Genomic DNA, 23,523 nt, shown 5'->3' with positions numbered 1-23,523 from the left:
CCCAAATACTTCACATCGGCTGCGGCGGTCCGATCAAACGCCCCATGACGCCAAATACCCCCAGTGCCCTGATCTCCTCCAACTCCCCTTGGGTTTCTACTTGCTCCGCAATCAGCGGCAAATCAATGCTGTGGGTCGCACGAAAGATCGCGTCGATGAACAGCCGCTTGTCAGGCTGTTCGTCAATGCCGCGAATGTATGCCCCATCGATTTTCAGGTACGCCAAACCCAATTGGGTGAGGTTGCCGATCTGGCTGAAGCGCCCGCCGAAGTGTTGCAGGCCGATGCGATAACCGGTGTTCAGCAGGCTGTGGCTCAAACGCTGCAGTTCTTCGGGGGAGGGCAACTGGCGCTCGTCGATTTCCAGGGTCAGCAGCGGCGCCAGTTCCGGAAGGGAGTCGAGCAGGTCGAGGATTGTTCGCCATTGCACCGGGTCACGCAGGGTGCTCCCGTACAGGCTCAGTGCCAAGGGCCTGCGGTTGACCACCAGGTCGTCCAGCGTGGCTTCGAGCATGGCCAGGTCGAAGCGTGCCGACCAGCCGAGACGCTCGATCCATGGCAGGAAATGCCCGGCGGCAATCGCTTCGCCCTGTGGGTCGAGCAGGCGTGCGAGCACTTTGTGATGCAGCACCTGGCGGGTGTCGGCGCATTGCACGACGGGCTGGAAGTACAACTGCATTTTGCCTTCGGTCAAGGCATCGTCGATCCAGGTGCGCCAGTCGTGCTGGGAGTGATTCGGCGCGGTGTCATGGTGGCCCAGATACACCCAGGGTCGCTCGGGGCGCTGCCGGGATTCGGTCAATGCCTGATCGAGGCGCAGCAGTACGTTGCCGATCGGCTCTCCGGGGCGATAGGCGACAACGCCCAGATGGGCGACCGGCATGCAATCGCTGGCACCGGTCAGGCGCAGGTTCTCCAGGCTGATGCTGACATCGGCGGCCAGGCGCGCGGCGCTCTCGGCGTCCAGGCCCGGAGTCAGCAGGCTGAATTCACCACCGCGATTGCGCGCGGCCAGCCAGGTGCGACGTTCCGGCAATTGAGTCAGGCGCCTGAGCAGTTCGCCGGCGGCGCTGATCAGCGCGTCCGTTCGTTGGCCGCCCAGTCGCTGGTTAAGCCCGTTCAGGTCGTTGATCCGCAACATCAGCAGATGGCCATCGCGGCTCTGTTCGCACACGCTCAAGTGGTCGGCCAGTTGTTCGTCGAGCAGGCGCCGGTTGGCCAGACCGGTAAGGCTGTCCAGATAGGATTCGGCCCGCAGTTTTTCGCTGCGCGCAGCTTCTTCGACAAATAGAGCCTTGAGCTTTTCGACCATCTGGTTCATGGCCAGCACTACCCGTTTCAGCTCCGGTGTGCGTGGCAGGTTGGGCAGGCTGAGAAACTCGCGTTTACTGATGGCTTCGGCTTGTCGAACCATGCTGTCGAGTGGGCGGAACTGTCTGCGCAGCATCCATCCTCCAATCACCGCACTGAACAGCCCGCACAACAGCAGCCAGATCAGGCTGCCGAGGGTACTGTCCCAGAGCTTGGCCAGGGCGAATTGCGGATTGCTCAGCACTTCGACCCGTGCCAGCTGTTCCCAGCCGCGCATGACCAAGGCGTCGCCCCCTTCCGGGCGCAGGTTGACCAGGTTGACGAACCAGTCAGGCACACCGTCGATTTGTGTCGGTGTGCTGCGCTCCACCAGGGTGTGCTGATCCTTGAGCCTGATCACGCGGATGCTGCTGAAATAGCCGCTGTCGAAAATCGAACTGACCATCAGCTCCATCATTGCCGGGTCATCGACCTGTGCCGCCAGCGACAGTCCCAGCGCGGTGGCCGCGTCCTGGGCATGGGCACGCAGTTGACTGAGCGTTTGCTCGCGGGAGCTTTCCAGGCTGGAAAAAAAACTGCCGCTGAACGCCACCAGCAGGAACAGGCAGATGGCCAGGAACAACTGTTTACGCAGTGTCATGTCTCGCTCCTTGCCATGGCGGTTAGCCGTCGCCGATGTCGAACCCTTCGCTCTGCATCTTTTTCAACACGTCCTGCCAGCGCGACAGCTTTTTCGAGTCGCTGCTGCGTTGCCCGCCGTTCTTGCCCGGCAGGTACAGGCCTTCGGCGTTGAAGGCGTACACCGGCAGCAAGTCTTTGCGTTGGGAGGCGGGGCGGATATCGCCGATCAGGTTGTCCAGCACCAGTGGATCGGCCGTGGGGGTGCTGTAGAACGTCAACACCATGTGCGCCTGGTTCTGGCTCAGGGCCTTGACGTAGGTGATGCGCAATTTTTCGCTGGGAAAACCGAGTCGGCGCAGGCTGAAATACTTCGCCAGCGCGTAGTCTTCGCAATCGGCGGCACCCTTGATCAGGGCTTCGACGGGCGTGGCCCAGTAATCGGTCTGTTGCCAGATGCGCGTGTCGTCCTGGAAATTCAACTGCTGATTGAAGAAGCGGTTCACCGCGTTGAGCTGCTCACGTTCGGGCGCACCGCGTGCACTTTGCAGCATCTGGCTCCACGCCTCGATCCGGTTGCGTGCCGGTCCCAGCGGGCCGTAGCGTTTTTCCACGGTTTGCAGGATCTGCGCAAAATCCCAGTCGGCCCGGACGCCACTGAAAACGGTCAGTAGCAAACCGGCCAGCAGCAACCATCCGCCGAGCCGAAGTCGGAGCGCTGGCCATCCTGGACTACGCAGACTGCGGGCCATGTCTGGCTGCTCGAGTGTAGGTTCGTGGAGTTTAGGTGGAGATTGTGCAGGGGGTGGGCAGGTCGTCGGGTTGCCTACAGCACCTGTGGCGAGGGACACTTCAGGATTTGCGCAGGGTTTTTTGCCTGAGGATGTAGATCGTCACCAGCACCGCACTGGTCAGCATGAACCCCCGTGCCCAAGGCAGCGGCACCAGAAAGCAGGAAAACAGGATGCTCGCCCACATCAGGCCGATGGCGTAGACCTTGCCCTTGAGCGGAATGCCGTTGCCGTCGAGGTAATCGCGAATCCACGGACCCAGCCGCGGATGCTCGACCAGCCATTGATAGAAGCGCGGCGAACTGCGGGCAAAGCAGGCGGCTGCCAGCAGCAGGAAGGGGGTGGTGGGCAATACCGGCAGGAAAATTCCGATGACCCCCAACGCTACGCTCAGCCAGCCGATGGCCAGCAGCACGTAGCGCAACATCAGGGGGCGGTTGCCTATGGGATTGTCCATAGGCAGAACCTTAGTGGTGACGGGGTTTGAGAATCGCCGGTTTTTCGTCTGGTGCGTTGCACAGCAGGTACAGCGCAGTCAGGGCTTCCGGGATCTGCACGATCATGTCATCCATCAGGTTGGCGTCGGCGGCAATGTCGGAGAACTCCGGTTGCTCGTCGAACAGGCCCGAACCGACCATGATCGGCAGCAGCATTTCGCTGACTTCGTCTTCGGCGGTTTCAAACCAGGCTTCTTCGCGCAGGAACACGCCCTCCATGAAACCGATGCACCAGCCGCGCAGTTCGGAATCGTCCGGGTCGTCGCCCAGGTCCAGGTCGCACGGCAACTCGAATTCCTCGTCGGAGGCCAGTTGACGGGCGATGTGGGCCTTGAGGCCGATCAGCGTGGCTTCGATCTCTTCGCGCTGGGCTTCGCCACTGTAATGAGGCTCTTCGGCGAACAGCGCGTCGATCCATTCACGGTCCGGGACCACTTCGGAACAGATCGACAGCGCAGTGAGGTAGCCGTGGGCGGCCACGTAGTCCAGCGCCTCGTCATGCAGTTCATCAGCGTCGAGGAAGACTTGCAGGCGGGTTAGTTGCTCAGCGAAGGACATTAAAGGACTACCTTGGGGAATGTTCGATGCGGGAATTCTAGGCCTTCTTGAGCGCTTGGGCCAGCCGCACGGCAAATGTGGGAGCGGGCTTGCTCGCGAAAGCGGTGGGTCAGTCAACGTAAATGTTGAATTTGAAGCCGCTTTCGCGAGCAAGCCCGCTCCCACAGATTGTATTGCGTGTCTTATCAGCGGTGCCCAATGCCTGCCGGGGCTCGGGTATACTCGCGCGTTTTGTGATGCCCTGCTGGCTTCAAGGCTGAAATGTGAAGCGTCATGCAATGCGCACTTACGATTTGTCGGTGCAGCGTCGCGGGTTCTGAACCAGCCTTGCAGGGATGTTTCGGTGATTTTTGGAGTTTTTATGCTCGAACAGGCTCAACGCGTCCTCAAGGACATCTTCGGCTACGACAGTTTCCGTGGCCGCCAGGGTGCAATCATTGAGCGCGTGGCCAGCGGTGGCGATGCCCTGGTCCTGATGCCTACCGGTGGCGGCAAGTCATTGTGTTTCCAGGTCCCGGCGCTGCTGCGCGAAGGCTTGGCCGTGGTGGTCTCGCCGCTGATCGCACTGATGGACGACCAGGTCGCCACCCTGGAAGAGCTGGGCGTGGCCGCCGCCGCCTTGAACTCCACCCTCAGCGCCGAGCAGCAGCGCGACCTCGCTGCCCGCATCCGCCGCGGCGAAGTGAAAATGCTCTATCTGGCGCCGGAACGTCTGGTCCAGCCGCGAATGCTGTCCTTTCTGCAGGGGCTGAACATTTCCCTGTTCGCCATCGATGAAGCCCACTGCGTGTCGCAATGGGGACATGACTTCCGTCCGGAATACCTGCAACTGGGCCAGTTGGCGGAAATGTTCCCCGACGTGCCGCGCATCGCCCTGACCGCCACGGCCGACAAGCGCACCCGGGAAGAAATCGTCACCCGGCTGCACCTGCAAGACGCCGAGCGCTTCCTGTCGAGCTTCGACCGACCGAACATCTTTTATCGCATCGTACCCAAGGAACAGCCGCGCAAGCAGTTGCTGGCGTTCCTCGCCGAGCGCCGCAGTGATGCCGGCATCGTGTATTGCCTGTCGCGCAAGAAAGTCGAGGAAGTCGCCGCGTTCCTCAGCGAGCAGGGCTTTCCGGCGCTGCCGTACCACGCCGGTCTGCCCAACGATTTGCGGGCTTACCATCAGAAGCGCTTCCTCAACGAAGAAGGCCTGATCATGGTTGCCACCGTGGCGTTCGGCATGGGCATCGACAAGCCCAACGTGCGTTTTGTCGCGCATCTCGATTTGCCGAAATCCCTGGAGGCCTATTACCAGGAAACCGGTCGTGGCGGTCGTGACGGCCTGCCGGCAGACGCCTGGATGGCCTACGGCCTGCAAGACGTGGTGATGCTCAAGCAGATGTTGCAGAACTCCGAAGGCGACGAGCGCCACAAACGCCTGGAGCAGCACAAGCTCGACGCCATGCTTTCCCTGTGTGAAGAAACCCGCTGCCGTCGGCAAACGCTGCTGGCCTACTTCGACGAGGACATGCCCCAGCCTTGCGGTCATTGCGACAACTGCGTTGACGGCGTGCAGACCTGGGATGCCACCGAGCCCGCGCGGCAGGCGCTTTCGGCGATCTACCGCACCGGCCAGCGCTACGGCGTCGGGCACTTGGTGGATGTATTGCTGGGCAAGGACAACGAAAAGGTCCGTAACTTCGGCCATCAGCATCTTTCGGTGTTTGGTGTGGGCAAGGCGATGGCGGAAGGCGAGTGGCGCTCGTTGTTCCGCCAACTGGTGGCCCGTGGTCTGGCCGACATCGACCTCGAAGGCTACGGTGGCCTGCGCCTGAGCGACAGTTGCCGGCCGCTGCTCAAGGGCGAGGTGACCCTGGAACTGCGCCGCGATCTCAAGGCGCAAACCGTAGCGAAAAGCAGCAAGAGCCAGGCGAGCCAGCTGGTCCGGGGCGAGGAGCGCGAACAGTGGGAAGCCCTGCGTGCCCTGCGGCGCAAGCTCGCCGAAGAACATGGCGTGCCGCCGTATGTCATCTTCCCCGACTCGACCTTGCTGGAGATGCTGCGCAGCCAGCCGACCTCGCTGGCGCAAATGGCCACGGTCAGCGGCGTCGGCGCGCGCAAGCTGGAGCGTTACGGCGAGGCCTTCCTCGAAGTACTCGGCGGTCAGGTCGAGGCGCCGAAACCGGTGGCCGACGTACGTCACGAACTGATCACGCTGGCGCGGGCCGGTATGACACCGGTGCAGATCGCCGGTCAGTTGCAGTGCTCGGAAAAGAACGTCTACACCATGCTGGCCGAAGCGATCGGCAAGCAGCAGTTGTCACTGGAGCAGGCGCTGGATCTGCCTGAAGACCTGATGGGCGAAGTCCAGGACGCCTTCCTCGACGGCGAAGGCGAATTGCCGCCGGTTTCCGAGATCGCTGCGCTGTTCGCGGGCCGGGTGCCGGAAGGGGTTTTGTACTGTGTTCGCGCTGCCTTGCAATCGGAATTCGAGATTTGAGACATCCGTAGTGCTGATGTAACGATTCAGTGCAGATCAAGCCTTGCCTCGGATCGAGGCTCATGCTTAGCTGACTAATAATTAGTTTTTATTTATTTCAGTCTAATCATGAGTGTTTTATGCCGTTAACCGATCAACACCGCTTTGGCATGCAATTGGCCCAGATGTCCCGTGGCTGGCGTGCCGAACTGGACCGCCGTCTGGCGGGCATGGGGTTGTCCCAGGCGCGCTGGCTGGTGCTGCTGCACCTGGCCCGTTTCGAAGAAGCTCCGACCCAGCGGGAGCTGGCACAAAGCGTTGGCGTCGAAGGGCCGACCCTGGCCCGTTTGCTCGACAGTCTGGAAAGCCAGGGTCTGGTGCAACGCCAGGCGGTGCTGGAAGACCGTCGGGCGAAGAAAATCGTGCTCTGCGCCCCGGCGCGTCCCCTGATCGAACAAATTGAAACCATTGCCACGCAACTGCGTCACGAACTGTTCGAAGGCGTCGATGAGGCGGATTTGAAGGTGTGCATGCGGGTTCACGGGCATATCTTGGGCAACCTTGAAAAATCCTGAGGCATAACCGACGGCCAGGCTTTTGAGAGACCGCATTGCGCAGACTATAAGAACTACTCGGCAATATCGTGTTCGTAACGGATGTACGAACGCGTACGGGTAATTTTTGTAGATCTCAAGGATGCTCATGCTCAAGTGTTGGCGGTTGGTTGTGCGCGGTTGTTCACAGGGGTTGCTGGCTGGGGCGGCGATCACTTACTCGGCATGGGCTCCGGCGCTGGGCCTGGGTGAAATCACCTTGCATTCGGCGCTGAATCAACCGCTGCGTGCCGATATCGCCCTGGTGGATGCGGCTGGCCTGGAGGAGGGCGAGCTGTCGGTGAGCCTGGCATCGGCAGACGAGTTCAGCCGTGCCGGGGTCGACCGGGTCTTTTTCCTCGACAATCTGACATTCACCCCGGTCCTGCGCGGCAAGCGCAGCGTGATCCAGGTGACATCCAGCAAACCGGTCAGTGAACCCTTCCTGAATTTCCTCGTGCAGCTCGATCAGCCCGGCGCCCGATTATTGCGCGAGTACACGGTGCTGATCGATCCGCCGGGTTCGCCAGGCATTGTTGCCACCACCGATAAACCGGTTTCCAGTTCCGCCGCGTCCGCATTCCCCAAGGTTCAACCGATCGAAACGCCGCCCCCCGTGGCAAAGACGACGCCAGCAACTGACGTCTCCATGGTCGATCCCGCTGTGGAGCAACTGGCTGTCAGCACCCTGCAAAACCACATGTTGCAATCCACTGTCGATGAGCTCACTGCGAAGCTGCAAAGCCAGGATGAGCTGATCGACGGCCAGAAACAGCAGTTGGCCGAGCTGCAAACCCAGCTGGCTGAACTCAAGAAGGTAAAGGCGCAACCCATGGTTTCTGATGCAGTGGCACCGGCCCCCGCCATTGCTGAACCTCCCGGGGTTGGCTGGTTGCAGATTGCCGGCGTGTCAGCGCTGATGGCGTTGCTGGCGCTGGGCTGGTTTGTTCCTCGCCGGCGCCAGCAGCATCAGGCCACAGCTTCAGAGGTTCTGCCGTCGCCGCACGAGCCGTCGGCTGAGTTTTTTACCGAGCCAGTGATCTGGCCGCCCGTCACGCAATCGCCCACTGTGCAGCGCGACGGGGTGCCAGCCAATGATGAACTTGAGTGGGTCGATAACCGTCACTCCATCCCGGTCGCTGCTGCCGTGGCGGTGGCTCCCGGTTTGGCGATGTCCGGCGAATCCGCCATTGACGATGAGTACCGGCTCAACCTGGAGGCGCTGTCCATGGCGTCGAGTTGGGACGTGATCAGCCCAGGCGAGACCAGGCAACCGGTTGCTCTGGCCATGATCGAGCCTGCGTTCGGGTTGGAGGCACAACCTGATCAGCCGACTCGACAGGCACCGGCCGGGCTATCATAGCGGCGTCGTCAAACTCTGGAGTCAAGCCCCATCATGACCGCCCACAAACCGGAAATCGTCATCACCTATTGCACGCAATGCCAGTGGCTGTTGCGTGCCGCCTGGCTGGCCCAGGAACTGCTCAGCACCTTTGGTGACGACCTGGGCAAAGTTTCCCTGGTGCCGGGCACCGGCGGGGTCTTCCATATTTTCTGTGACGCCGTGCAGATCTGGGAGCGCAAGGCGGACGGTGGCTTCCCTGAAGCCAAAGTGCTCAAGCAGCGGGTCCGCGATCAGATCGACCCGGACCGCGACCTGGGACACAGCGACCGCACTCAGTGAGACGCAGCCTCGGCGGTTACGGCTTTCTTGCTCGAACTGCTTGAGAGCCTGCTGGATACCACTATTGCCACAATGATCAACGCACCTCCCAGCAACATGCGCAGGGTCGGGTTTTCGTTGAACAGCAGCCAGGCGACGGTGATGCCATAGACCGGCTCCAGGGCGAACACCACGGCGGCGGTGCGTGCCTTGATCACCGCCAGGCTGGCGACGAACAGACTGTGGGCGACACCGGTACAGAACACACCGAGCAGGCCGATCCACAGCCAGTCGATGGCGCGTACTTCGCTCAATTGAGGCGCCGCCACCGGCAGCAGGCACAGGGCAACCACCACGTTCTGACACAGCGCGGCCTGCACGGGCGGGACTCGCCCGGAGCCGGCACGGTTGGTCAGCGACAGCAGGGCGAACAACAAGCCGGAACCCACGGCCCACAGCAGGCCCGTGGTGGCGCCGCTGGCCAGATCAAAATCGGGCGTGACCAGCACCAGGCCGACGCTCACCAGCAGCACCAGCACAATCTCATTGGCGCGAATGCGCTCGCGGAAGATCAGCCCTTCGAGGATCACGGTGAAGGCCGGGAAACTGGCGAAGCCGAGCGTTGCAATCGCCACGCCTGCGACTTTCACCGCAATGAAGAAACTCACCCAGTGCCCGGCGAGCAACAAGCCGCTGAGCAGCAACCGACGCCAGTCCACGGCCTCGAGTTTCTGCCAGCGCGTCTGGCTGGCGAACCGCGCAAAAAACGCCAGTGCGAGCACGGCAAAAGCGGCACGGCCGAACACGATGATCGCCGGTGATGCGACAGCCAGTTTGCCGAACACGCCGGTCAGGCCGAACATCAATGCGCCGATATGCAAGGCGCCAAGCGCGGTACGGGGAGTCATTGCAATCCTTGATGACAAACGAACAGAGGCCTCATTGAAGCGCGTAATGGCCCGTCAAGTCTGTCGGCAGACTAGCGTTTTTTGTCGCCAGCCTCGCGCCGCAGTTTCCCGGGCGATGCCCCGAACTCGCGCAGCACCGCCGCCGCGAAGGCACTTTGGGAGCTGTAGCCGACGCGGCTGGCAATCTCGCCGATGGGCAGCGCCGAGTTGCGCAGCATGCCCACCGCGATATGCAGGCGTCGGCTGCGGATGTAGTCCATCGGTGTCTGCCCGCATTCAGCCACGAACCGCGCATGCAAACGGGCACTGGAAAGGCCGGCCACCCGGGCCAGGTCGGCCACCTGCAGCGGGTACGCCGCGTACTGGTCGATGTGTGCATTCAGCGCGGCATAGGGCAGGCGCCGACCGCCGACGGCGTCGGGCCTGGCGTTGTTCAGGCTGGCCAGCAACAACACCGCACCTTGTTGTGCGATCAGCGGGTCATCGACCGGACTGTTCGCCAGCCAACTGACCAATTGGCTTTGTCCCGCGTCCAGGGGCAGGCGGCCGGCGTTGTCGAGCAAGCGTCGGCTGGACTCGGCATGATCGCCCAGCGACTGTGCAACCCATTGTTCGCTGGGCACATCCAGCACCAGGCAGCGACTGCCATTGGCGCTGCCACATGCGTGATGCGCGCCTGAGGGCACCACCACGAAACTCTGCTGGACCACCTGGCTGCCACGCCCGTCGACCTCGAAATCCAGGGCGCCCGAAAGCCCGAACACCAATTGCGCGTGGTCATGGCTGTGGACGATCAGGTCGTGGCTGTATTGGCGGAGCGTGAGGATCGGTCTCATCGCGGGTCTCCCGGTTCAGGGCGTCAGTCTACACCGAGCCGGCCAACAAGCGTTGTCACAGGACTGACTTGACGCTGTCATGGACCATTAACCGGGCCGCGGCAGACTTGGCAAAACTTGCCAGAGGGTTGCCCATGACCAGCGCCGAGCTCGCCAAACCCACCCGTAAGCAACGCGTACGGACGCTATGGATTTCCGACGTGCATTTGGGCACCCGGGATTGCCAGGCTGAACACCTGTCGCAGTTTCTCAAGGGCTACCACGCGGACAAAATCTATCTGGTCGGCGACATCATCGACGGCTGGAAACTGCGCGGCGGCATGTACTGGCCGCAGGCGCACACCAACGTGATCCGTCGCCTGCTGACCATGAGCAAGCGTGGCACCGAGGTGATCTACGTCACCGGCAACCACGATGAATTCCTGCGCCGCTATTCGAAGTTGATCCTGGGCAATATCCAGTTGGTGGACGAAGCCGTACACGTCACCGCCGATGGCCGGCATCTGCTGGTGATCCATGGCGACCAGTTCGATGTGATCACCCGGTACCATCGCTGGCTGGCCTTTCTCGGTGACTCGGCCTACGAATTCACCCTGACCCTCAACCGCTGGCTCAATCATTGGCGCGCGCGATATGGCTATGGCTACTGGTCGCTGTCGGCCTACCTCAAGCACAAGGTGAAAACCGCGGTCAGCTTCATCAGCGACTTCGAGGAAGCCATCGCCCATGAATGCGTCAAACGCGAGCTGCACGGCGTGGTGTGCGGGCACATTCACCATGCCGAGATTCGCAAGGTGGGCGAGGTGGATTACCTCAATTGCGGCGACTGGGTAGAGTCGTGCACGGCGCTGATCGAGCATTGGGATGGTTCGATCGAGCTGTATCGACTGGCGGACGCCCAGGCGCGGGAGGCGCAGATGAAGGCGGTGAAGGTCGCCGAGCCTGCTTAGACTGTAGGAGCCGGCTTGCCGGCGATGGGGCTCACACGGACGCTATCGCCGGCAAGCCGGCTCCTACAAGTCCCGCTGGATCTTTCAGGCCGGCGAGTGCTCTTCCATCGCCGCCTTGTAGATCGAGTTCCTCGGCCTGGCAAACAACCGCTCCATCATCGGCTCGAAGAAACTCAATGGCAGCGTGTCATACGCCGGATCAAACGCCGCCGCATCGTATTTGGCACAGAACTCGACGGTCGCCTGGTATTGCGGATGGTCCTGGAACTGCTCGCGAAGATGCCGATCCATGCCCAGGTGATGAAAGAAGTAGTAGCCCTGGAAAATCCCGTGTTTCTCCACCATCCACAGGTTCTCGGCGCTGACGAACGGCTTGAGGATCGCTGCGGCGATGTCCGGGTGGTTGTAGGAACCCAGGGTGTCGCCGATGTCATGGAGCAGGGCGCAGACCACGTATTCTTCGTCGCGACCATCGCGAAAGGCGCGGGTGGCGGTTTGCAGGGAGTGGGTCAGGCGATCCACCGGGAATCCGCCAAAATCACCCTCCAGCAACTTCAGGTGCGCCACAATCCTTGTCGGCAATTGTCGCGCGTAGGCACTGAAGTCTGCGGCGATGATCGCCCAGTCTTCCTGCGTGCCGTCCTTCATGTGGGTGAAGCGGGCATTGGCATTCATAGGCAACTCTCTTGTGACGGATGTTCTCTAGAACGGAACGCGCCCCAGCACCATGTCCCGGTACATGACAAAATCGCCGAGCAGGCTATAGAAGGGGTGTTGGAACGTTGCCGGGCGGTTCTTCTCGAAGAAGAAGTGACCGGCCCAGGCAAAGCTGTAGCCCGCCAGAGGCAGGGCCCACAACAGCATCCAGGCTCCGCGACCAATGGTCAGCGCCAGTATCAAGATAACCAGCGTCGTGCCGATAAAGTGCAATCGGCGGCAGATACTGTTGCTGTGCTCGCTGAGGTAGTAAGGGTAAAACTCAGCAAAGCTGTTGAAGCGTTTGATGTTTTCCACGACTGCGATCTCTGTGGTTATTGTTCTGACTGCAAGTTGTTCTGCGGGTAGCTTATTTGAGTCTAGAGTGATCAATGGCATCAGCCAGTGACAATAGGCGCCACTTTAGTATCCTTCGGTCAATAGCCGTCGCATGCGGCTCACCATGTAAGAAAACGCCATGAGCGAACGAACGACTTCTGCAAGCTGGACGATGGGGATTGTCAAAGCGCTGGAGATGGACGGCCTGGATTGCCGGGTTCTGTTCAAGCAACTGGGGCTCGACTACGCGGCACTGGATGATCCGGATGCACGCTTCCCGCAAGATTCCATGACACGGCTGTGGCAACGCGCGGTCGAACTGTCCGGTAACCCGGCCATCGGCCTGAACATGGGCAAGGTGGTGCGACCGGCGCAGTTTCATGTGACCGGTTATGCCTTGATGTCCAGCCAGACACTGGCCCAAGGTTTTCAGCGTCTGGTGCGCTATCAGCGGATCATCGCCGAAAGTGCCGACCTGAGTTTCCAACTGCTGGACGAAGGCTATGCGCTGATTCTGACGGTGCATGGCGACCACCTGCCGCCGACCCGGCAGAGCGCCGAAGCTTCTCTGGCCTGCGCCCTGGCACTGTGCAGCTGGTTGACCGGGCGTACGCTGCATCCACGCAAAGTGCTGGTGCAAGGCGCCGAACCGGCCAATCCGGAACCCTATAAACAAGCCTTCCATGCCCCGCTGGTGTTCAACGCGCCTTACGATGCGCTGATTTTCGAGCGTTCGGACATGGAAGCACCCTTGCCGACGGCCAATGAAGCCATGGCGTTGCTGCATGATCGCTTTGCCGGCGAGTACCTGGCGCGCTTTTCCGAAAGCCGCGTGACGCACAAGGCGCGGCAGGTGTTGTGCCGCCTGTTGCCCCAGGGCGAGCCCAAGCGCGATACCGTGGCGCAGACGCTGCATCTTTCCCAGCGCACCTTGCAACGGCGCTTGCAGGAAGAGGGCACGAGTTTTCAGGCGCTGCTGGACGATACCCGGCGCGAACTGGCCGAGCAGTATCTGGCGCAACCGAACATGACCTTGCTGGAAATCGCTTACTTGCTGGGGTTCGCCGACCCGAGCAACTTCTTCCGCGCTTTCCGCCGCTGGTTCGATGCCACGCCCGGTGAATACCGGATGCGGCTGATGCAGGCACCTGAAGCGGTCAATGACGCCAAAATGCCGGAATACACAGTACAAACACAGTGATGATCTCCAGTCGGCCGAGCAGCATGCCGAACGACAGAATCCACTTGGCGGCATCCGGCAGGGTCGCGAAGTTGCCTGCAGGGCCGATGGTCTCGCCGAGCCCCGGGCCGACACCGGACACGGTGCTGGCCGCGCCGGTGAGGGCGGTCATCCAGTCCACGCCGAGCAGCGACAGCAGCAGCGCAATCACGCAGATGGTGATCGCAAAGAAGAACGAAAAGGTCAGGATCGAACGCACGATTTCTTCGTCGAGGCGGTGACCGTTGTACTTCTGCTTGATCACCGCGCGCGGGTGAATCAGCTGGTTCAGGTTGGCCTTGAGCAGGATATAGGCCACCTGGAAGCGGAAAATCTTGATACCGCCCGCGGTCGAGCCGGAACAACCACCGACAAACCCCAGATAGAAAAACAGCATCAGCGAGAAATTGCCCCAGAGGCTGTAGTCCCCCAGCGCGAAACCGGTGGTGGTCACCACCGACGTCACGTTCAGCGCCACATGCCGCAACGCCTCCAGCCAATGCAGCTGGGTTGTCCACCAATACCAGGTGCCGAGCACCAGCCAGGTCACCAGCAGCATGCCGAGCAGGCCTTGAACCTGTTCATCCTTGATCAGCGCCCGACGGTTGCCCCGCAATGTGGCGACATACAGGGTGAACGGCAGGGCCCCGAGAATCATGACGACGATCGCGACCCAATGCACCGCAGGCTGCGGCCACTTGGCCAAAGACTGGTCGGAGGTGGAGAAACCGCCGGTGGAAATCGCCGACATCGCGTGGTTGATCGCGTCGAACAGGCTCATCCCGGCCCACCAGAACGCCAGGCTGCCGACAATGGTAATGCCGACGTAGGTCGCCACGATCAGGCGCGCCACCATGTGCGAGCGGGGCATGACTTTTTCCGAGCGGTCCGACGATTCGGTCTGGAACAGCCGCATGCCGCCGATGCGCAGCAGCGGCAGGATCGCCACCGCCATGCCGATGAAGCCGATGCCGCCGAGCCAGTGCAGCAACGAGCGCCACATCAGGATGCCGGGGGACATGGTGTCCAGGCCGCTGAGTACGGTTGCGCCAGTGGCGGTGATGCCGGACATGCTTTCGAAGAACGAGTCGGTGTAGCTGATGTGTTGGGTCAGCAGGAACGGCAGCGCGGCGAAGATGCACACCACCAGCCAACTGCTGACGGTCAGCAGGTACATGTCCCGGGGGCGCAGGTGAATGTGTTCGGGGCGTCCGGGAATCACCAGCGCCAGCCCGGCGACAAAGGTGATCATGCTGGCCCAGAGGAACGACGGCAGATCGCTGGTGCGGTCGAAAATGACCAGCGTGGCCATCGGTATGACCATGGAGATCGCCAGCGTGATCAGGAAGATGCCGATGATGAAACCAATGATCCGTAAGGTCGGCAACGCCATGAGGTCCGCTCGGCTGATAGAGGAAAGGGCGCCATTCTACCCGTGAGGCAGGGCATGTAAACCGGCACTGCTGCGGCAGTTACAGCTAGAATAGCCGCACAAATTTTTCAGGAGGTGGCCGATGCAGGCTCTCGACGCTTTGCTCAACCGTGTTTCCGTTCCGCGACTGATTGACCCTGCACCCACTGCCGCGCAGCGTGAGGTGCTGTTCGGCGCCGCCATGCGCGCCCCGGATCACGGTCACTTGCAGCCTTGGCGCTTCCTGACGGTGGAAGGCGCGGCACGTGAGCAAATGGGCGAGCTGCTGGTCGAAGCGGCGAAGCTTTCGGACAGCGAAGTCAGCGAAGCGGCCATCGACAAGGCGCGTAACAATCCGCTGCGGGCGCCGTTGGTGGTGGTGGTGATTGCGCGGTTGCAGGATCACGTCAAGTATCCGAAGTCCGAGCAGTTGCTGGCGGCGGGCTGTGCGGCCCACGGGATCTTGCTGGCGGCCTATGCGCAGGGCATTGGCGCGGTGTGGCGTACCGGTGACCTGGCGTATTCGCCGCATGTGGCCAAGGGGTTGGGCCTGGCGGAGGGGGAAGAGGTGATTGCTTTCCTGTACCTGGGCACACCGCAGAAAGAACCGCGGGTGGCCGAGAAGGTCGACCTGGCCGAATTCGTCAGCGCCTGGCCGGGTAAGGCCTGAATCCGTCAGGACATTGAACTGTAGGAGCCGGCTTGCCGGCGATGGCGTCGGATCGATCACGATCGATGTCGGCTGTGATATCGCTATCGCTGGCAAGCCAGCTCCTACAGAGGTTGTGTCTTGGCCGGCACTCCCACATTAGGCCCCTTCTTTCAGAGCTGCACCACTGCCCCCGGCACCAACGGCAATTCCAGGCTGGCAATGAACCCGCCTTCAGGGTGATTGGCCAGCACCAGGCAGCCGCCATGGCGCTCCGCCGCTCGCCGGGCGATGGCCAGGCCCAGGCCGTGTCCGGCTGCGGTCTGCCCCGGCGCCCGATAGAACGGCTCACCGAGCTGGCTCAAATATTCGGCACTGACCCCGGGCCCGTGATCGCGCACGGTCACGACGATCCGTTCACCCTGACGCAGTGCCTGCATTTCGATCGGCAGGCCACCCACCGGATTGAAACGCTGGGCATTGCGCAGCAAGTTGTCGACGGCCCGTTCGATCATGGTCGGCCAGCCCTTCAGATTCAGTTGCGACTCGGCTTCGAGGTGTACGAGTTGCTCGGGTGAACCGAGTTGAGCATCCTTGTGCAAGGTGTTGAGCAAGGCATTCAGATCCACCTCTTCGGCGCTGGCGTTATCGGAGTCGACCCGCGCCAGCACCAGGATTTCGCTGATCAGCGCTTCCAGTCGGTCGCATTCCCGGGTCAGGCGCGGCCATAACTGTTCCCGTTCCTGTGGGCCGGCCCGTTCGGCAAGCGCCAGCGCGATACGCAGACGGGCCAGAGGCGAGCGCAGTTCGTGGGAGACATCGCGCAGCAGTTGCCGCTGGCTGCCAATCAGACTCTGCAGGCGCGCACCCATGCGGTTGAAGTCATTGGCCAGGACGCCAAACTCATCGCGACGGTTGGCCAGCTTGACCAGGCTGTTCTGTTGATACGTGGTTTGTCCCAGGTCATGCACCGCTCCGCGCAGACGGCTGAGCGGACGAGTGATGGAGAAGGTCACCAGCAGGCTGAACAGGGTCAGCACCACCAGGGCGATTCCCAGGGCACTGAGCGGCCAGAGCAGGCTCTCGCGGTGCCAGGCGTCCAGTTCCGGGTGCGGGATGCGGTAGATGAACAGGAAGGTGTCACCGGTTTTTTCGCTGGTGAACTCATCGGTCAGACGCCGCCATGGCAGGCGCCGGTCATCATTGTTCTGGCGCGCCTCAAAGGCCGCCGCACGTCTGGGGAAGGTGCCGCGCACCACCGGATCGCCGCTCTCGTTAAGCACCTGAACGTCGATGTGATACTGGCGTTTGCGCTGTTGGAGAATATCCTGGGCGGCGTCTTCGCCCTGACTTTCGTAAGTTTGCGTCCACTGTTCGGCCAGCGTGTTGAGGCCCGGGTGGCGGCTGAGAATCCAGGCGTCCTGGTTGAGCATGTGCCCGAGCAGGATGGAAAGCCCTGCAACCAGAGCGATGGCCAGCCAGAAGCTGGCCAGGATACGCCAGAACAATGAACGCACAGGAAATCCTCAAACAAACACAGAATCCCATGTAGGAGCGAGCTTGCTCGCGAAAAACGAATAGACAACACGGGCTGCCTGATGCCGCGCGTTATCGTTGACGTCCATCGCGAGCAGGCTCGCTCCTACAGTAGATCAAAAGCATCAGACCCAACGGTGTTCAGCCGTCGGGTCCGGGGTCAGCGCATTATTGCGCTTTTTGCGGTTGTTGCGCTTTCCAGGCTTTGAACTCGGCCCACTCGGCGCGACGTTCAGCCTGTTTTTTCTGGATCTCGTCGAATTTCTTCTGTTGATCCGGTTTCAGCACCGCACGCACATCGGCTTCAGCTTTCTGGTGCTTGGCGGCCATTTCGTCTTTCATGGCTTTCTGGTCGGCTGGCGAGAGTTTCTCCAGGTACATATCGACCAGTTGCTTACGCTCGTGCATCTGCTCGCCCATGATCTTGCGGATCTGCTCGCGCTGTTCACGGCTCAGGTCCAGTTCACTGTATGGGCCTTTGCCGTGCATGCCGTGCATCTGACCACCGTGGCGTGAACCGTCCATCGGCCCATCCATGGGGCCAGTGCCTTCAGGCATGGCCATGGCAACGGTCGGCAGGGCCGCCGCGAACATCAGAGCGATAAGAGTCTTGCGCATGGTGAATCTCCTTGTCTCGTTCCCGGTACGTTCCGGATGAGTACAGATTACGCAGATCAAGGTCAGCGGCGGTCAGCGGAGGGTAAAGCTTGGGTAAAGACGGTTTTGTATCTTCCTGACAAAACACAACCCTTGTAGGAGCTGGCTTGCCAGCGATGGCGTCATGGTTTACGACGCAGGACTCGCGGGCCTCATCGCTGGCAAGCCAGCTCCTACAGGGGGCGGGCTCAGAGGCTGTAGTAATAGCCGCGGCTGCGCAGGGCCACGATGCGCGGACGGCCATCGGGGTGTGGGCCGATCTTCTTGCGCAGGTTGCTGACGTGCATGTCCAGGCTGCGGTCGTACAGGGTCAGCTTGCGGCCGAGGGCAATCTGCGCCAGTTCCTGTTTGTCCAGGGGTTCGCCGGGCTGCTTGAGCAGGGCTTCCAGCAGGCGGCTTTCGGAAACGGTGAGGGTGAATTCCTGTTCGTCGATGTTGACCACCCCGCGCACCGGGCTGAAACACAGGTCGCCCAGCTCCAGCTGGCTGGATACCGCTGCCGGGTGGCTACGGCGCAGGACGGCGCGCAGGCGGGCGGTCAGTTCCCGTGGGTCGCAGGGTTTGGCCAGGTAATCATCGGCGCCCAGTTCCAGACCGAGGATACGGTCCAGGGGCTCGCCCCGGGCCGAGAGCATCAGCACCGGCAGATCCGGGTGATCGCTGCGCAACTGCTTGAGCAGCTCCAGGCCGCTGCCATCAGGCAACATCACATCCAGTACCACGGCCGCCGGAGCGGTTTCGGCCAGCGCACGGCGAGCGCTCTGGCCGTCGTGACAGGCTCGTACCTGAAACCCTTCCTGGCTCAGCCAACTGCTCAGGAGCTCACACAGCTCCTGGTCATCATCAATCAGTAACAGCTCGCTCATGACTCACTCAATTTAGCCATTGTCGACGTTTTCGACTTGCTCCACTGGCGAAGATACCGCAGAGCAGCGCCAATAGCGCTACTCCGGCGCCAATGACAAACCATTGTTGCTGGTCGGTCAGCAGGCGCGGCAGCGGACTGCTGGCCTGGGCTTCCTTGAGTTGCAGCTTCAAGCGCTGGTTCTCCTGGCGCAACCGGGCCAGCAGCGGGCTTTCGCGTTCGCCATCGGCAGTTTGCAATTGTTTGCTCAGTTCTTCCCGTTGCCGTTCGCTTTCTTTCAAGCGTTGCTGCAACTCGGTGATCTGGCTGCCGGCGCTCAAGGAAAGCGGCGTCGAGTTTCCACCCTCGGCATATTCTTCACCGTGGGCGGGCGCCACGATCGACAACGTGACCAACATCAGACACAACGGACCCTTGCGCATCGCGACTCCTGATTCCAATACGAGTATTGGGCAGGTTGTCGGCCGATAAACAGGAATAATGAGCGACTGAGAACGCGATGAACCGACAAGGTTCATCGCTTGGGGGATTTGTTACGGCAGGACTTGCTTGAACGGCTTGACCAGAACGTTGGCGTAGACACCTGCAGCGATGTACGGATCGGCGTCGGCCCAGGCCTGGGCGGCACTCAGGGAATCGAATTCGGCAACGATCAGGCTGCCGGTGAAACCCGCCGCGCCCGGATCATTGCTGTCGACGGCCGGGTGTGGGCCGGCCAATACGATGCGACCTTCGCCCTTGAGCACTTGCAGGCGCTCGAGGTGCGCAGGCCGTGCGGCCAGGCGGGCTTCCAGGGAGTTGGCGACGTCTGTGGCAATGATTGCGTAAAGCATGTCAGTCCTCGGTTTTTGGCGTAGTGGTGTCGGCATCGTGCAAATGGCGGGACAGGTAGATGCCCTGGCCGACCAGGAACAGCAAAGTCATGCCCAGGCTGCCGAAGACCTTGAAGTCGACCCAGTAGCTCTGGAAAGTGAACGCGACAAACAGGTTGGCGGCACCGCAAAACAGGAAGAAGGCGATCCAGGCGATGTTCAGGCGTGTCCAGACCGGCTCCGGCAAGGTCAGCGCGTGGCCCATGATGCGTTTGATCAGCAGGCTGTCACCGACGAAGTGGCTGCCGATGAACGCCAGGGCGAACAGCCAGTTGACCACTGGGGCTTTCCACTTCAGGAATGTCTCGCTGTGGAACGCCAGGGTCAGGCTGCCGAAGACCAGGCAGGCGATCAGGGTCAGCCACTGGCTCTTCTCCAGCTTGCGCTGCTTGATGAACAGCGTGCCGTAGACCACCAGGGAACTGACGATCAGCATCGCGGTGGCGCTGTAGATACCGCCTACAGTGACCTCATGGCCGGCGATGTCGACAACCCGTGGATCGATTTTGAAGACGATGAAAAACAGCAGGAGCGGGATGAAATCGATGAATTGTTTCACAGTGGCAGCCAGAAGCAGGATGTGGCGGCATAATAACAAACATATGGGCGCGCGATAGCGCCAGCTGATTTGAGGTTACAAAGCCCTGTGAATGTTGATTTGCACTGCCATAGCACGGCCTCCGATGGCGCCCTGGCGCCTGCGGTTCTGGTGGCGCGGGCGTTCGAGAAAGGCGTGCGAGTCCTGGCCTTGACCGATCACGACACCCTTGAGGGCCTCGACGAGGCCCGGCACGCGGCTGCCGCGCTGGGGATGCAACTGGTCAACGGCGTCGAATTGTCCTGCACCTGGGGCGGCGCGACCATTCATGTGCTGGGCTACGGTTTTGACGTGAACGCCGCGCCGTTGGTCGAGGCCATCGCCAGATTGCATGATGGCCGCTGGCTGCGCTCCGAGGAAATCAGCCGCAAACTGGCGCTCAAGGGCATGCCGGGGGCGCTGGATGGCGCCCGGGAGATCCAGCAGGCGTTGGGCGACAGCGGAAACGCGCCGGCCCGCCCGCATTTCGCCGACTGGATGGTGCGTGAAGGTTTCGTCAAGGATCGCGCCGAGGCGTTCCGCAAATGGCTGGGTGCCGGCAAGCTGGGCGACGTCAAGCAACACTGGCCGACCCTGGAAGAAACCGTCGAAACCCTGCGCGCGGCCAAGGCCTGGGTCAGCCTGGCACACCCCTGGCACTACGAATTCACTCGAAGCAAGCGACGTCGCCTGATTGCCGACTATATTCAAGCAGGGGGCCACGCCATCGAAGTGGTCAATGGTTACCAGCCTGCCGAACAAGTGGGCAGCCTGGCCATTCTGGCCCGCGAGTTCGGTCTGCTGGTCAGCGCCGGCAGTGATTTTCATGGCCCCGGAGGCTGGTCGGAGATCGGTGAATACCGGCCACTCCCCGAGGATCTGCCACCGCTATGGTGTCGATTCAAACATGACCCAGTTATTGCCGCCGTCTGAACAGGTAGAGAATGTGAGTCAATTTTTCCAGATTCATCCGGAAAACCCGCAAGCGCGCCTGATCAAACAGGCCGTCGAAATCATCCGCAAGGGCGGGGTGGTGATTTACCCCACAGACTCTTCCTACGCCATTGGTTGCCAGATCGGCGACAAGGTGGCTGTGGAGCGTGTTCGGCGTTTGCGCGGGCTGGATGAAAAGCACAACTTCGCGCTGATTTGCTGTGATCTGTCGCAACTGGGTCTGTTCGCCAAGATCGATACCGGCACTTTCCGCTTGCTCAAGGCCCATTTGCCGGGGCCTTACACTTTCATTCTCAACGCCACCCGCGAAGTACCGCGACTGTTGCTGCACCCGAAAAAACGCACCATTGGCCTGCGGGTGCCCAGCCATCCGATTGCCCTGGCATTGCTGGAGCAGCTCGGCGAGCCGTTGATGAGCGTGAGTCTGATCATGCCCGGTGAAACCGACCCGATGTATGACCCCCATGAAATGCGCCAGTTGCTCGAGCACCAGGTCGACCTGATCATCGATGGCGGCTTTGGCGGGATCAAGGCGTCCACCGTGATCAACCTCGCCGACGGCGAACCGGAAGTCATCCGCGTCGGTTGCGGCGACCCTGCGCCGTTCATGGTCGAGGCCTAGATGTCCGCTGTAGAACCCGTCGACAGTCAGGCCGGAGCCCAGCAGGAACTGCCCTTCGCCATGGTCTATGGCCAGGCGGTCATGGAAATGCCGCTGGACCTGTACATCCCGCCGGATGCCCTCGAGGTCTTCCTCGAAGCTTTCGAAGGCCCCCTCGACCTGCTGCTGTACCTGATCCGCAAACAGAACATCAACATCCTCGACATCCCGGTGGCGGAAATCACCCGCCAGTACATGGGCTACGTCGAGTTGATGCAGTCGGTGCGCCTGGAACTGGCCGCCGAGTACCTGGTGATGGCCGCGATGCTGGCCGAGATCAAGTCGCGGATGCTGCTGCCGCGGGCCGAAACCATCGAAGACGAAGAGGACGACCCGCGCGCCGAACTGATCCGCCGCTTGCAGGAATACGAGCGTTTCAAGGCCGCCGCCGAAGGCATCGATGGCTTGAGCCGCGTCGGTCGCGACGTGGTGGTGCCCAAACTCGACGCCCCGGAGGCCCGGGCTCGCAAGTTGTTGCCGGACGTGCGGCTGTCCGAGTTGCTGTTGTCCATGGCCGAGGTATTGCGCCGTGGGGACATGTTCGAAAGCCATCAGGTCAGCCGCGAGGCGCTGTCTACCCGGGAGCGCATGAGCGATGTGCTGGAGCGCCTCAAGGGCGGCGGTTTCGTGCCGTTTGTCGAGCTGTTCACCGCTGAAGAAGGGCGCCTTGGCGTGGTGGTGACCTTTATGGCGATCCTTGAACTGGTCAAGGAATCCCTGGTCGAGCTGGTGCAGAATGAGCCATTTGCCGCGATCCACGTGCGAGCCCGAGCCGAATAACGAGTCGAAACATGAACCTGACTGAACCCCGTGACCTGGCACCCTTGCTTGAAGCCTTTCTGCTGGCCTCGGGAAAGCCGCAATCCCTGGAAAGCCTGTTCGAACTCTTCGAGGAGGGCGAGCGCCCGGAACCGCCGGTCTTCAAGAAGGCCCTGACGATTCTCGCCAAGTCTTGCGATGGTCGCGCGTTTGAACTCAAGGAGGTGGCCTCGGGGTATCGCCTGCAAATTCGCGAGAAATTTGCGCCGTGGGTCGGGCGTCTGTGGGAGGAGCGCCCGCAGCGCTATTCCCGCGCCATGTTGGAAACCATGGCCCTGATCGCCTATCGCCAGCCGATCACCCGCGGCGAAATCGAAGACGTGCGGGGGGTGGCGGTCAACAGCAACATCGTCAAGACCTTGATGGAGCGCGAGTGGATCCGCATCGTCGGCTACCGCGACGTACCCGGAAAACCGGCGATGTTCGCCACCACCAAGGCGTTCCTCGATCACTTCAACCTGAAAAACCTCGACGACTTGCCACCGCTGGCGGAACTGCGCGAGCTGGAACCGGACCCGGTGCTCGATTTCGACGACGCCCCGGTACCCGCCGGGTTGCAAGCGTTGGCCGACGCCAGCGCGGAACCGGAAGAGCCGAAGGAAGAAACCAGTTTCCACACGCTGTTGCTGGAGCTGGACAGCATGGAGGAGGGGATCAAGACCGACTTCGATGACTTGTTGCGTGATGGCGCGGTGACTGAGTTTGATTCGGAGCAGCCCGACATCGAGCCTGAACCTGAGCCGGAAATGGAACCGGAGCAGGAAGACGACATCCTCGGCGTTGCCGAAGCCCGGGGAAAACTCCTGGCCGCCGTGGCAGCCCTCGAACAGCCGAAACCCGAGCCGGAACTGTCGGACGAAGAGGCCGAAGCCCTCGCTCTGGCCGAAGCCATCGAAGCCGAACGCCGTCAGTTCGAAGACTGATCTCGACCCTGTAGGAGCCGGCTTGCCGGCGATGGCATCGCAACGGCCTCCCAGATACACCGCGTTGGATGCATCGCTGGCAAGCCAGCTCCTACAGAAGGCCGACATGTCACCGGCCGGCGGAAAAACCAATAACCTTGCCTTGATCAGCTA

At 61.5% G+C, this 23,523-nt stretch carries 26 protein-coding genes; 11 read left to right on the top strand and 15 right to left on the bottom strand.

Translation table 11 applies throughout. The features are described 5' to 3' along the window. Nucleotides 1–10: 10 nt before the first annotated feature. The 4 genes from lapD to AB7M25_RS22605 form a co-directional block, all read right to left on the bottom strand. A complete protein-coding gene (lapD, locus tag AB7M25_RS22620; protein ID WP_454238015.1) occupies nucleotides 11–1,951 on the bottom strand; it encodes a cyclic di-GMP receptor LapD in 1,941 nt (646 codons plus the stop codon). Nucleotides 1,952–1,973: 22 nt separating this feature from the next. Then, complete coding sequence (gene lapG / locus AB7M25_RS22615) at nucleotides 1,974–2,681, bottom strand: cysteine protease LapG (protein ID WP_258684816.1); 708 nt, start codon at nucleotides 2,679–2,681, stop codon at nucleotides 1,974–1,976. Between the two features lie 100 nt (nucleotides 2,682–2,781). Beyond that, nucleotides 2,782–3,177, bottom strand: coding sequence for a YbaN family protein (locus AB7M25_RS22610; protein ID WP_429385747.1), 396 nt, complete (start codon nucleotides 3,175–3,177; stop codon nucleotides 2,782–2,784). 10 nt (nucleotides 3,178–3,187) lie between these two features. After that, the gene (locus AB7M25_RS22605) at nucleotides 3,188–3,775 is read right to left on the bottom strand and encodes a UPF0149 family protein (RefSeq protein WP_007975277.1); all 588 of its coding nucleotides are present in this window, start codon (nucleotides 3,773–3,775) and stop codon (nucleotides 3,188–3,190) included. 361 nt (nucleotides 3,776–4,136) lie between these two features. Between AB7M25_RS22605 and recQ the strand changes: the two genes are divergently transcribed. The 4 genes from recQ (at nucleotide 4,137) to AB7M25_RS22585 (ending at nucleotide 8,519) form a co-directional block, all read left to right on the top strand. Continuing rightward, nucleotides 4,137–6,263, top strand: coding sequence for a DNA helicase RecQ (gene recQ, locus AB7M25_RS22600; RefSeq protein ID WP_429385749.1), 2,127 nt, complete (start codon nucleotides 4,137–4,139; stop codon nucleotides 6,261–6,263). Nucleotides 6,264–6,382: 119 nt separating this feature from the next. Further along, the gene (locus AB7M25_RS22595) at nucleotides 6,383–6,817 is read left to right on the top strand and encodes a MarR family transcriptional regulator (protein ID WP_007984163.1); all 435 of its coding nucleotides are present in this window, start codon (nucleotides 6,383–6,385) and stop codon (nucleotides 6,815–6,817) included. A 127-nt stretch (nucleotides 6,818–6,944) separates the two neighbouring features. Beyond that, complete coding sequence (locus AB7M25_RS22590) at nucleotides 6,945–8,198, top strand: type IV pilus assembly protein FimV (RefSeq protein WP_454238014.1); 1,254 nt, start codon at nucleotides 6,945–6,947, stop codon at nucleotides 8,196–8,198. Nucleotides 8,199–8,231: 33 nt separating this feature from the next. Continuing rightward, on the top strand, nucleotides 8,232–8,519 hold the full coding sequence (locus AB7M25_RS22585) for a SelT/SelW/SelH family protein (protein ID WP_429516881.1): 288 nt from the start codon (nucleotides 8,232–8,234) through the stop codon (nucleotides 8,517–8,519). Here AB7M25_RS22585 and AB7M25_RS22580 read toward each other — a convergent pair. Continuing rightward, a complete protein-coding gene (locus tag AB7M25_RS22580) occupies nucleotides 8,513–9,406 on the bottom strand; it encodes a DMT family transporter (protein ID WP_429516879.1) in 894 nt (297 codons plus the stop codon). The two genes, AB7M25_RS22585 and AB7M25_RS22580, sit on opposite strands and share 7 nt — an antisense overlap. A gap of 71 nt (nucleotides 9,407–9,477) precedes the next feature. Then, nucleotides 9,478–10,242, bottom strand: coding sequence for an AraC family transcriptional regulator (locus AB7M25_RS22575; RefSeq protein WP_454238013.1), 765 nt, complete (start codon nucleotides 10,240–10,242; stop codon nucleotides 9,478–9,480). 134 nt (nucleotides 10,243–10,376) lie between these two features. On the opposite strand from AB7M25_RS22575, the gene AB7M25_RS22570 reads away from it, so the two are divergent. Beyond that, nucleotides 10,377–11,192 (top strand): UDP-2,3-diacylglucosamine diphosphatase, encoded by an 816-nt coding sequence (locus AB7M25_RS22570; RefSeq protein WP_429396861.1) that lies wholly within the window; start codon nucleotides 10,377–10,379, stop codon nucleotides 11,190–11,192. An 84-nt stretch (nucleotides 11,193–11,276) separates the two neighbouring features. Here AB7M25_RS22570 and AB7M25_RS22565 read toward each other — a convergent pair whose 3' ends face one another. Together AB7M25_RS22565 and AB7M25_RS22560 are read right to left on the bottom strand one after the other, a co-directional pair. Beyond that, nucleotides 11,277–11,867 carry an HD domain-containing protein gene (locus AB7M25_RS22565; RefSeq protein WP_104449941.1) on the bottom strand — a complete coding sequence of 197 codons (591 nt, stop codon included), beginning with the start codon at nucleotides 11,865–11,867 and terminating at the stop codon, nucleotides 11,277–11,279. Nucleotides 11,868–11,894: 27 nt separating this feature from the next. Further along, a complete protein-coding gene (locus tag AB7M25_RS22560; RefSeq protein WP_429516874.1) occupies nucleotides 11,895–12,206 on the bottom strand; it encodes an Mpo1-like protein in 312 nt (103 codons plus the stop codon). Nucleotides 12,207–12,366: 160 nt separating this feature from the next. Here AB7M25_RS22560 and AB7M25_RS22555 point away from each other — a divergent pair, with 160 nt between their 5' ends. Beyond that, nucleotides 12,367–13,428: an AraC family transcriptional regulator gene (locus AB7M25_RS22555; protein WP_429385757.1), complete on the top strand. Its 1,062-nt coding sequence runs from the start codon at nucleotides 12,367–12,369 to the stop codon at nucleotides 13,426–13,428. Here AB7M25_RS22555 and AB7M25_RS22550 read toward each other — a convergent pair. After that, nucleotides 13,385–14,839, bottom strand: a complete 1,455-nt coding sequence (locus AB7M25_RS22550) for a TrkH family potassium uptake protein (protein ID WP_429385759.1) — start codon at nucleotides 14,837–14,839, stop codon at nucleotides 13,385–13,387. The two genes, AB7M25_RS22555 and AB7M25_RS22550, sit on opposite strands and share 44 nt — an antisense overlap. 121 nt (nucleotides 14,840–14,960) lie before the next feature. Between AB7M25_RS22550 and AB7M25_RS22545 the strand changes: the two genes are divergently transcribed. Then, nucleotides 14,961–15,527 (top strand): nitroreductase family protein, encoded by a 567-nt coding sequence (locus tag AB7M25_RS22545; protein WP_429385760.1) that lies wholly within the window; start codon nucleotides 14,961–14,963, stop codon nucleotides 15,525–15,527. A gap of 152 nt (nucleotides 15,528–15,679) precedes the next feature. Here the strand turns inward: AB7M25_RS22545 and AB7M25_RS22540 are convergent, their stop codons facing one another. The 6 genes from AB7M25_RS22540 to AB7M25_RS22515 all read right to left on the bottom strand — a co-directional run bounded on the left by AB7M25_RS22540 (nucleotide 15,680) and on the right by AB7M25_RS22515 (nucleotide 19,995). Then, nucleotides 15,680–17,023, bottom strand: coding sequence for an ATP-binding protein (locus AB7M25_RS22540; protein ID WP_454238012.1), 1,344 nt, complete (start codon nucleotides 17,021–17,023; stop codon nucleotides 15,680–15,682). A gap of 187 nt (nucleotides 17,024–17,210) precedes the next feature. Continuing rightward, a complete protein-coding gene (locus AB7M25_RS22535; protein ID WP_454238011.1) occupies nucleotides 17,211–17,660 on the bottom strand; it encodes a Spy/CpxP family protein refolding chaperone in 450 nt (149 codons plus the stop codon). A gap of 227 nt (nucleotides 17,661–17,887) precedes the next feature. Beyond that, nucleotides 17,888–18,565 carry a response regulator transcription factor gene (locus AB7M25_RS22530; protein WP_429385763.1) on the bottom strand — a complete coding sequence of 226 codons (678 nt, stop codon included), beginning with the start codon at nucleotides 18,563–18,565 and terminating at the stop codon, nucleotides 17,888–17,890. A gap of 7 nt (nucleotides 18,566–18,572) precedes the next feature. Next, nucleotides 18,573–18,986, bottom strand: coding sequence for a translation initiation factor 2 (locus tag AB7M25_RS22525; protein ID WP_104449933.1), 414 nt, complete (start codon nucleotides 18,984–18,986; stop codon nucleotides 18,573–18,575). Between the two features lie 111 nt (nucleotides 18,987–19,097). Then, nucleotides 19,098–19,397 (bottom strand): YciI family protein, encoded by a 300-nt coding sequence (locus AB7M25_RS22520; protein ID WP_007984134.1) that lies wholly within the window; start codon nucleotides 19,395–19,397, stop codon nucleotides 19,098–19,100. A gap of 1 nt (nucleotide 19,398) precedes the next feature. Further along, a complete protein-coding gene (locus AB7M25_RS22515) occupies nucleotides 19,399–19,995 on the bottom strand; it encodes a septation protein A (RefSeq protein ID WP_007975298.1) in 597 nt (198 codons plus the stop codon). An 87-nt stretch (nucleotides 19,996–20,082) separates the two neighbouring features. Between AB7M25_RS22515 and AB7M25_RS22510 the strand changes: the two genes are divergently transcribed. From AB7M25_RS22510 to scpB, 4 genes are read left to right on the top strand one after another with little or no spacing between them, the layout of a single operon-like run. Continuing rightward, nucleotides 20,083–20,946 (top strand): PHP domain-containing protein, encoded by an 864-nt coding sequence (locus tag AB7M25_RS22510; RefSeq protein ID WP_015096293.1) that lies wholly within the window; start codon nucleotides 20,083–20,085, stop codon nucleotides 20,944–20,946. 13 nt (nucleotides 20,947–20,959) lie between these two features. After that, the gene (locus tag AB7M25_RS22505) at nucleotides 20,960–21,589 is read left to right on the top strand and encodes an L-threonylcarbamoyladenylate synthase (protein WP_033047950.1); all 630 of its coding nucleotides are present in this window, start codon (nucleotides 20,960–20,962) and stop codon (nucleotides 21,587–21,589) included. Between the two features lie 60 nt (nucleotides 21,590–21,649). After that, nucleotides 21,650–22,408 carry a segregation and condensation protein A gene (locus AB7M25_RS22500; protein WP_172435665.1) on the top strand — a complete coding sequence of 253 codons (759 nt, stop codon included), beginning with the start codon at nucleotides 21,650–21,652 and terminating at the stop codon, nucleotides 22,406–22,408. Nucleotides 22,409–22,419: 11 nt separating this feature from the next. Next, nucleotides 22,420–23,370 carry an SMC-Scp complex subunit ScpB gene (gene scpB, locus AB7M25_RS22495; protein ID WP_454238010.1) on the top strand — a complete coding sequence of 317 codons (951 nt, stop codon included), beginning with the start codon at nucleotides 22,420–22,422 and terminating at the stop codon, nucleotides 23,368–23,370. Nucleotides 23,371–23,523: the final 153 nt, after the last annotated feature.

The organism is Pseudomonas sp. AP3_22 TE3818, assembly GCF_053628995.1.
This window is presented reverse-complemented; position numbering and strand designations above follow the sequence as displayed.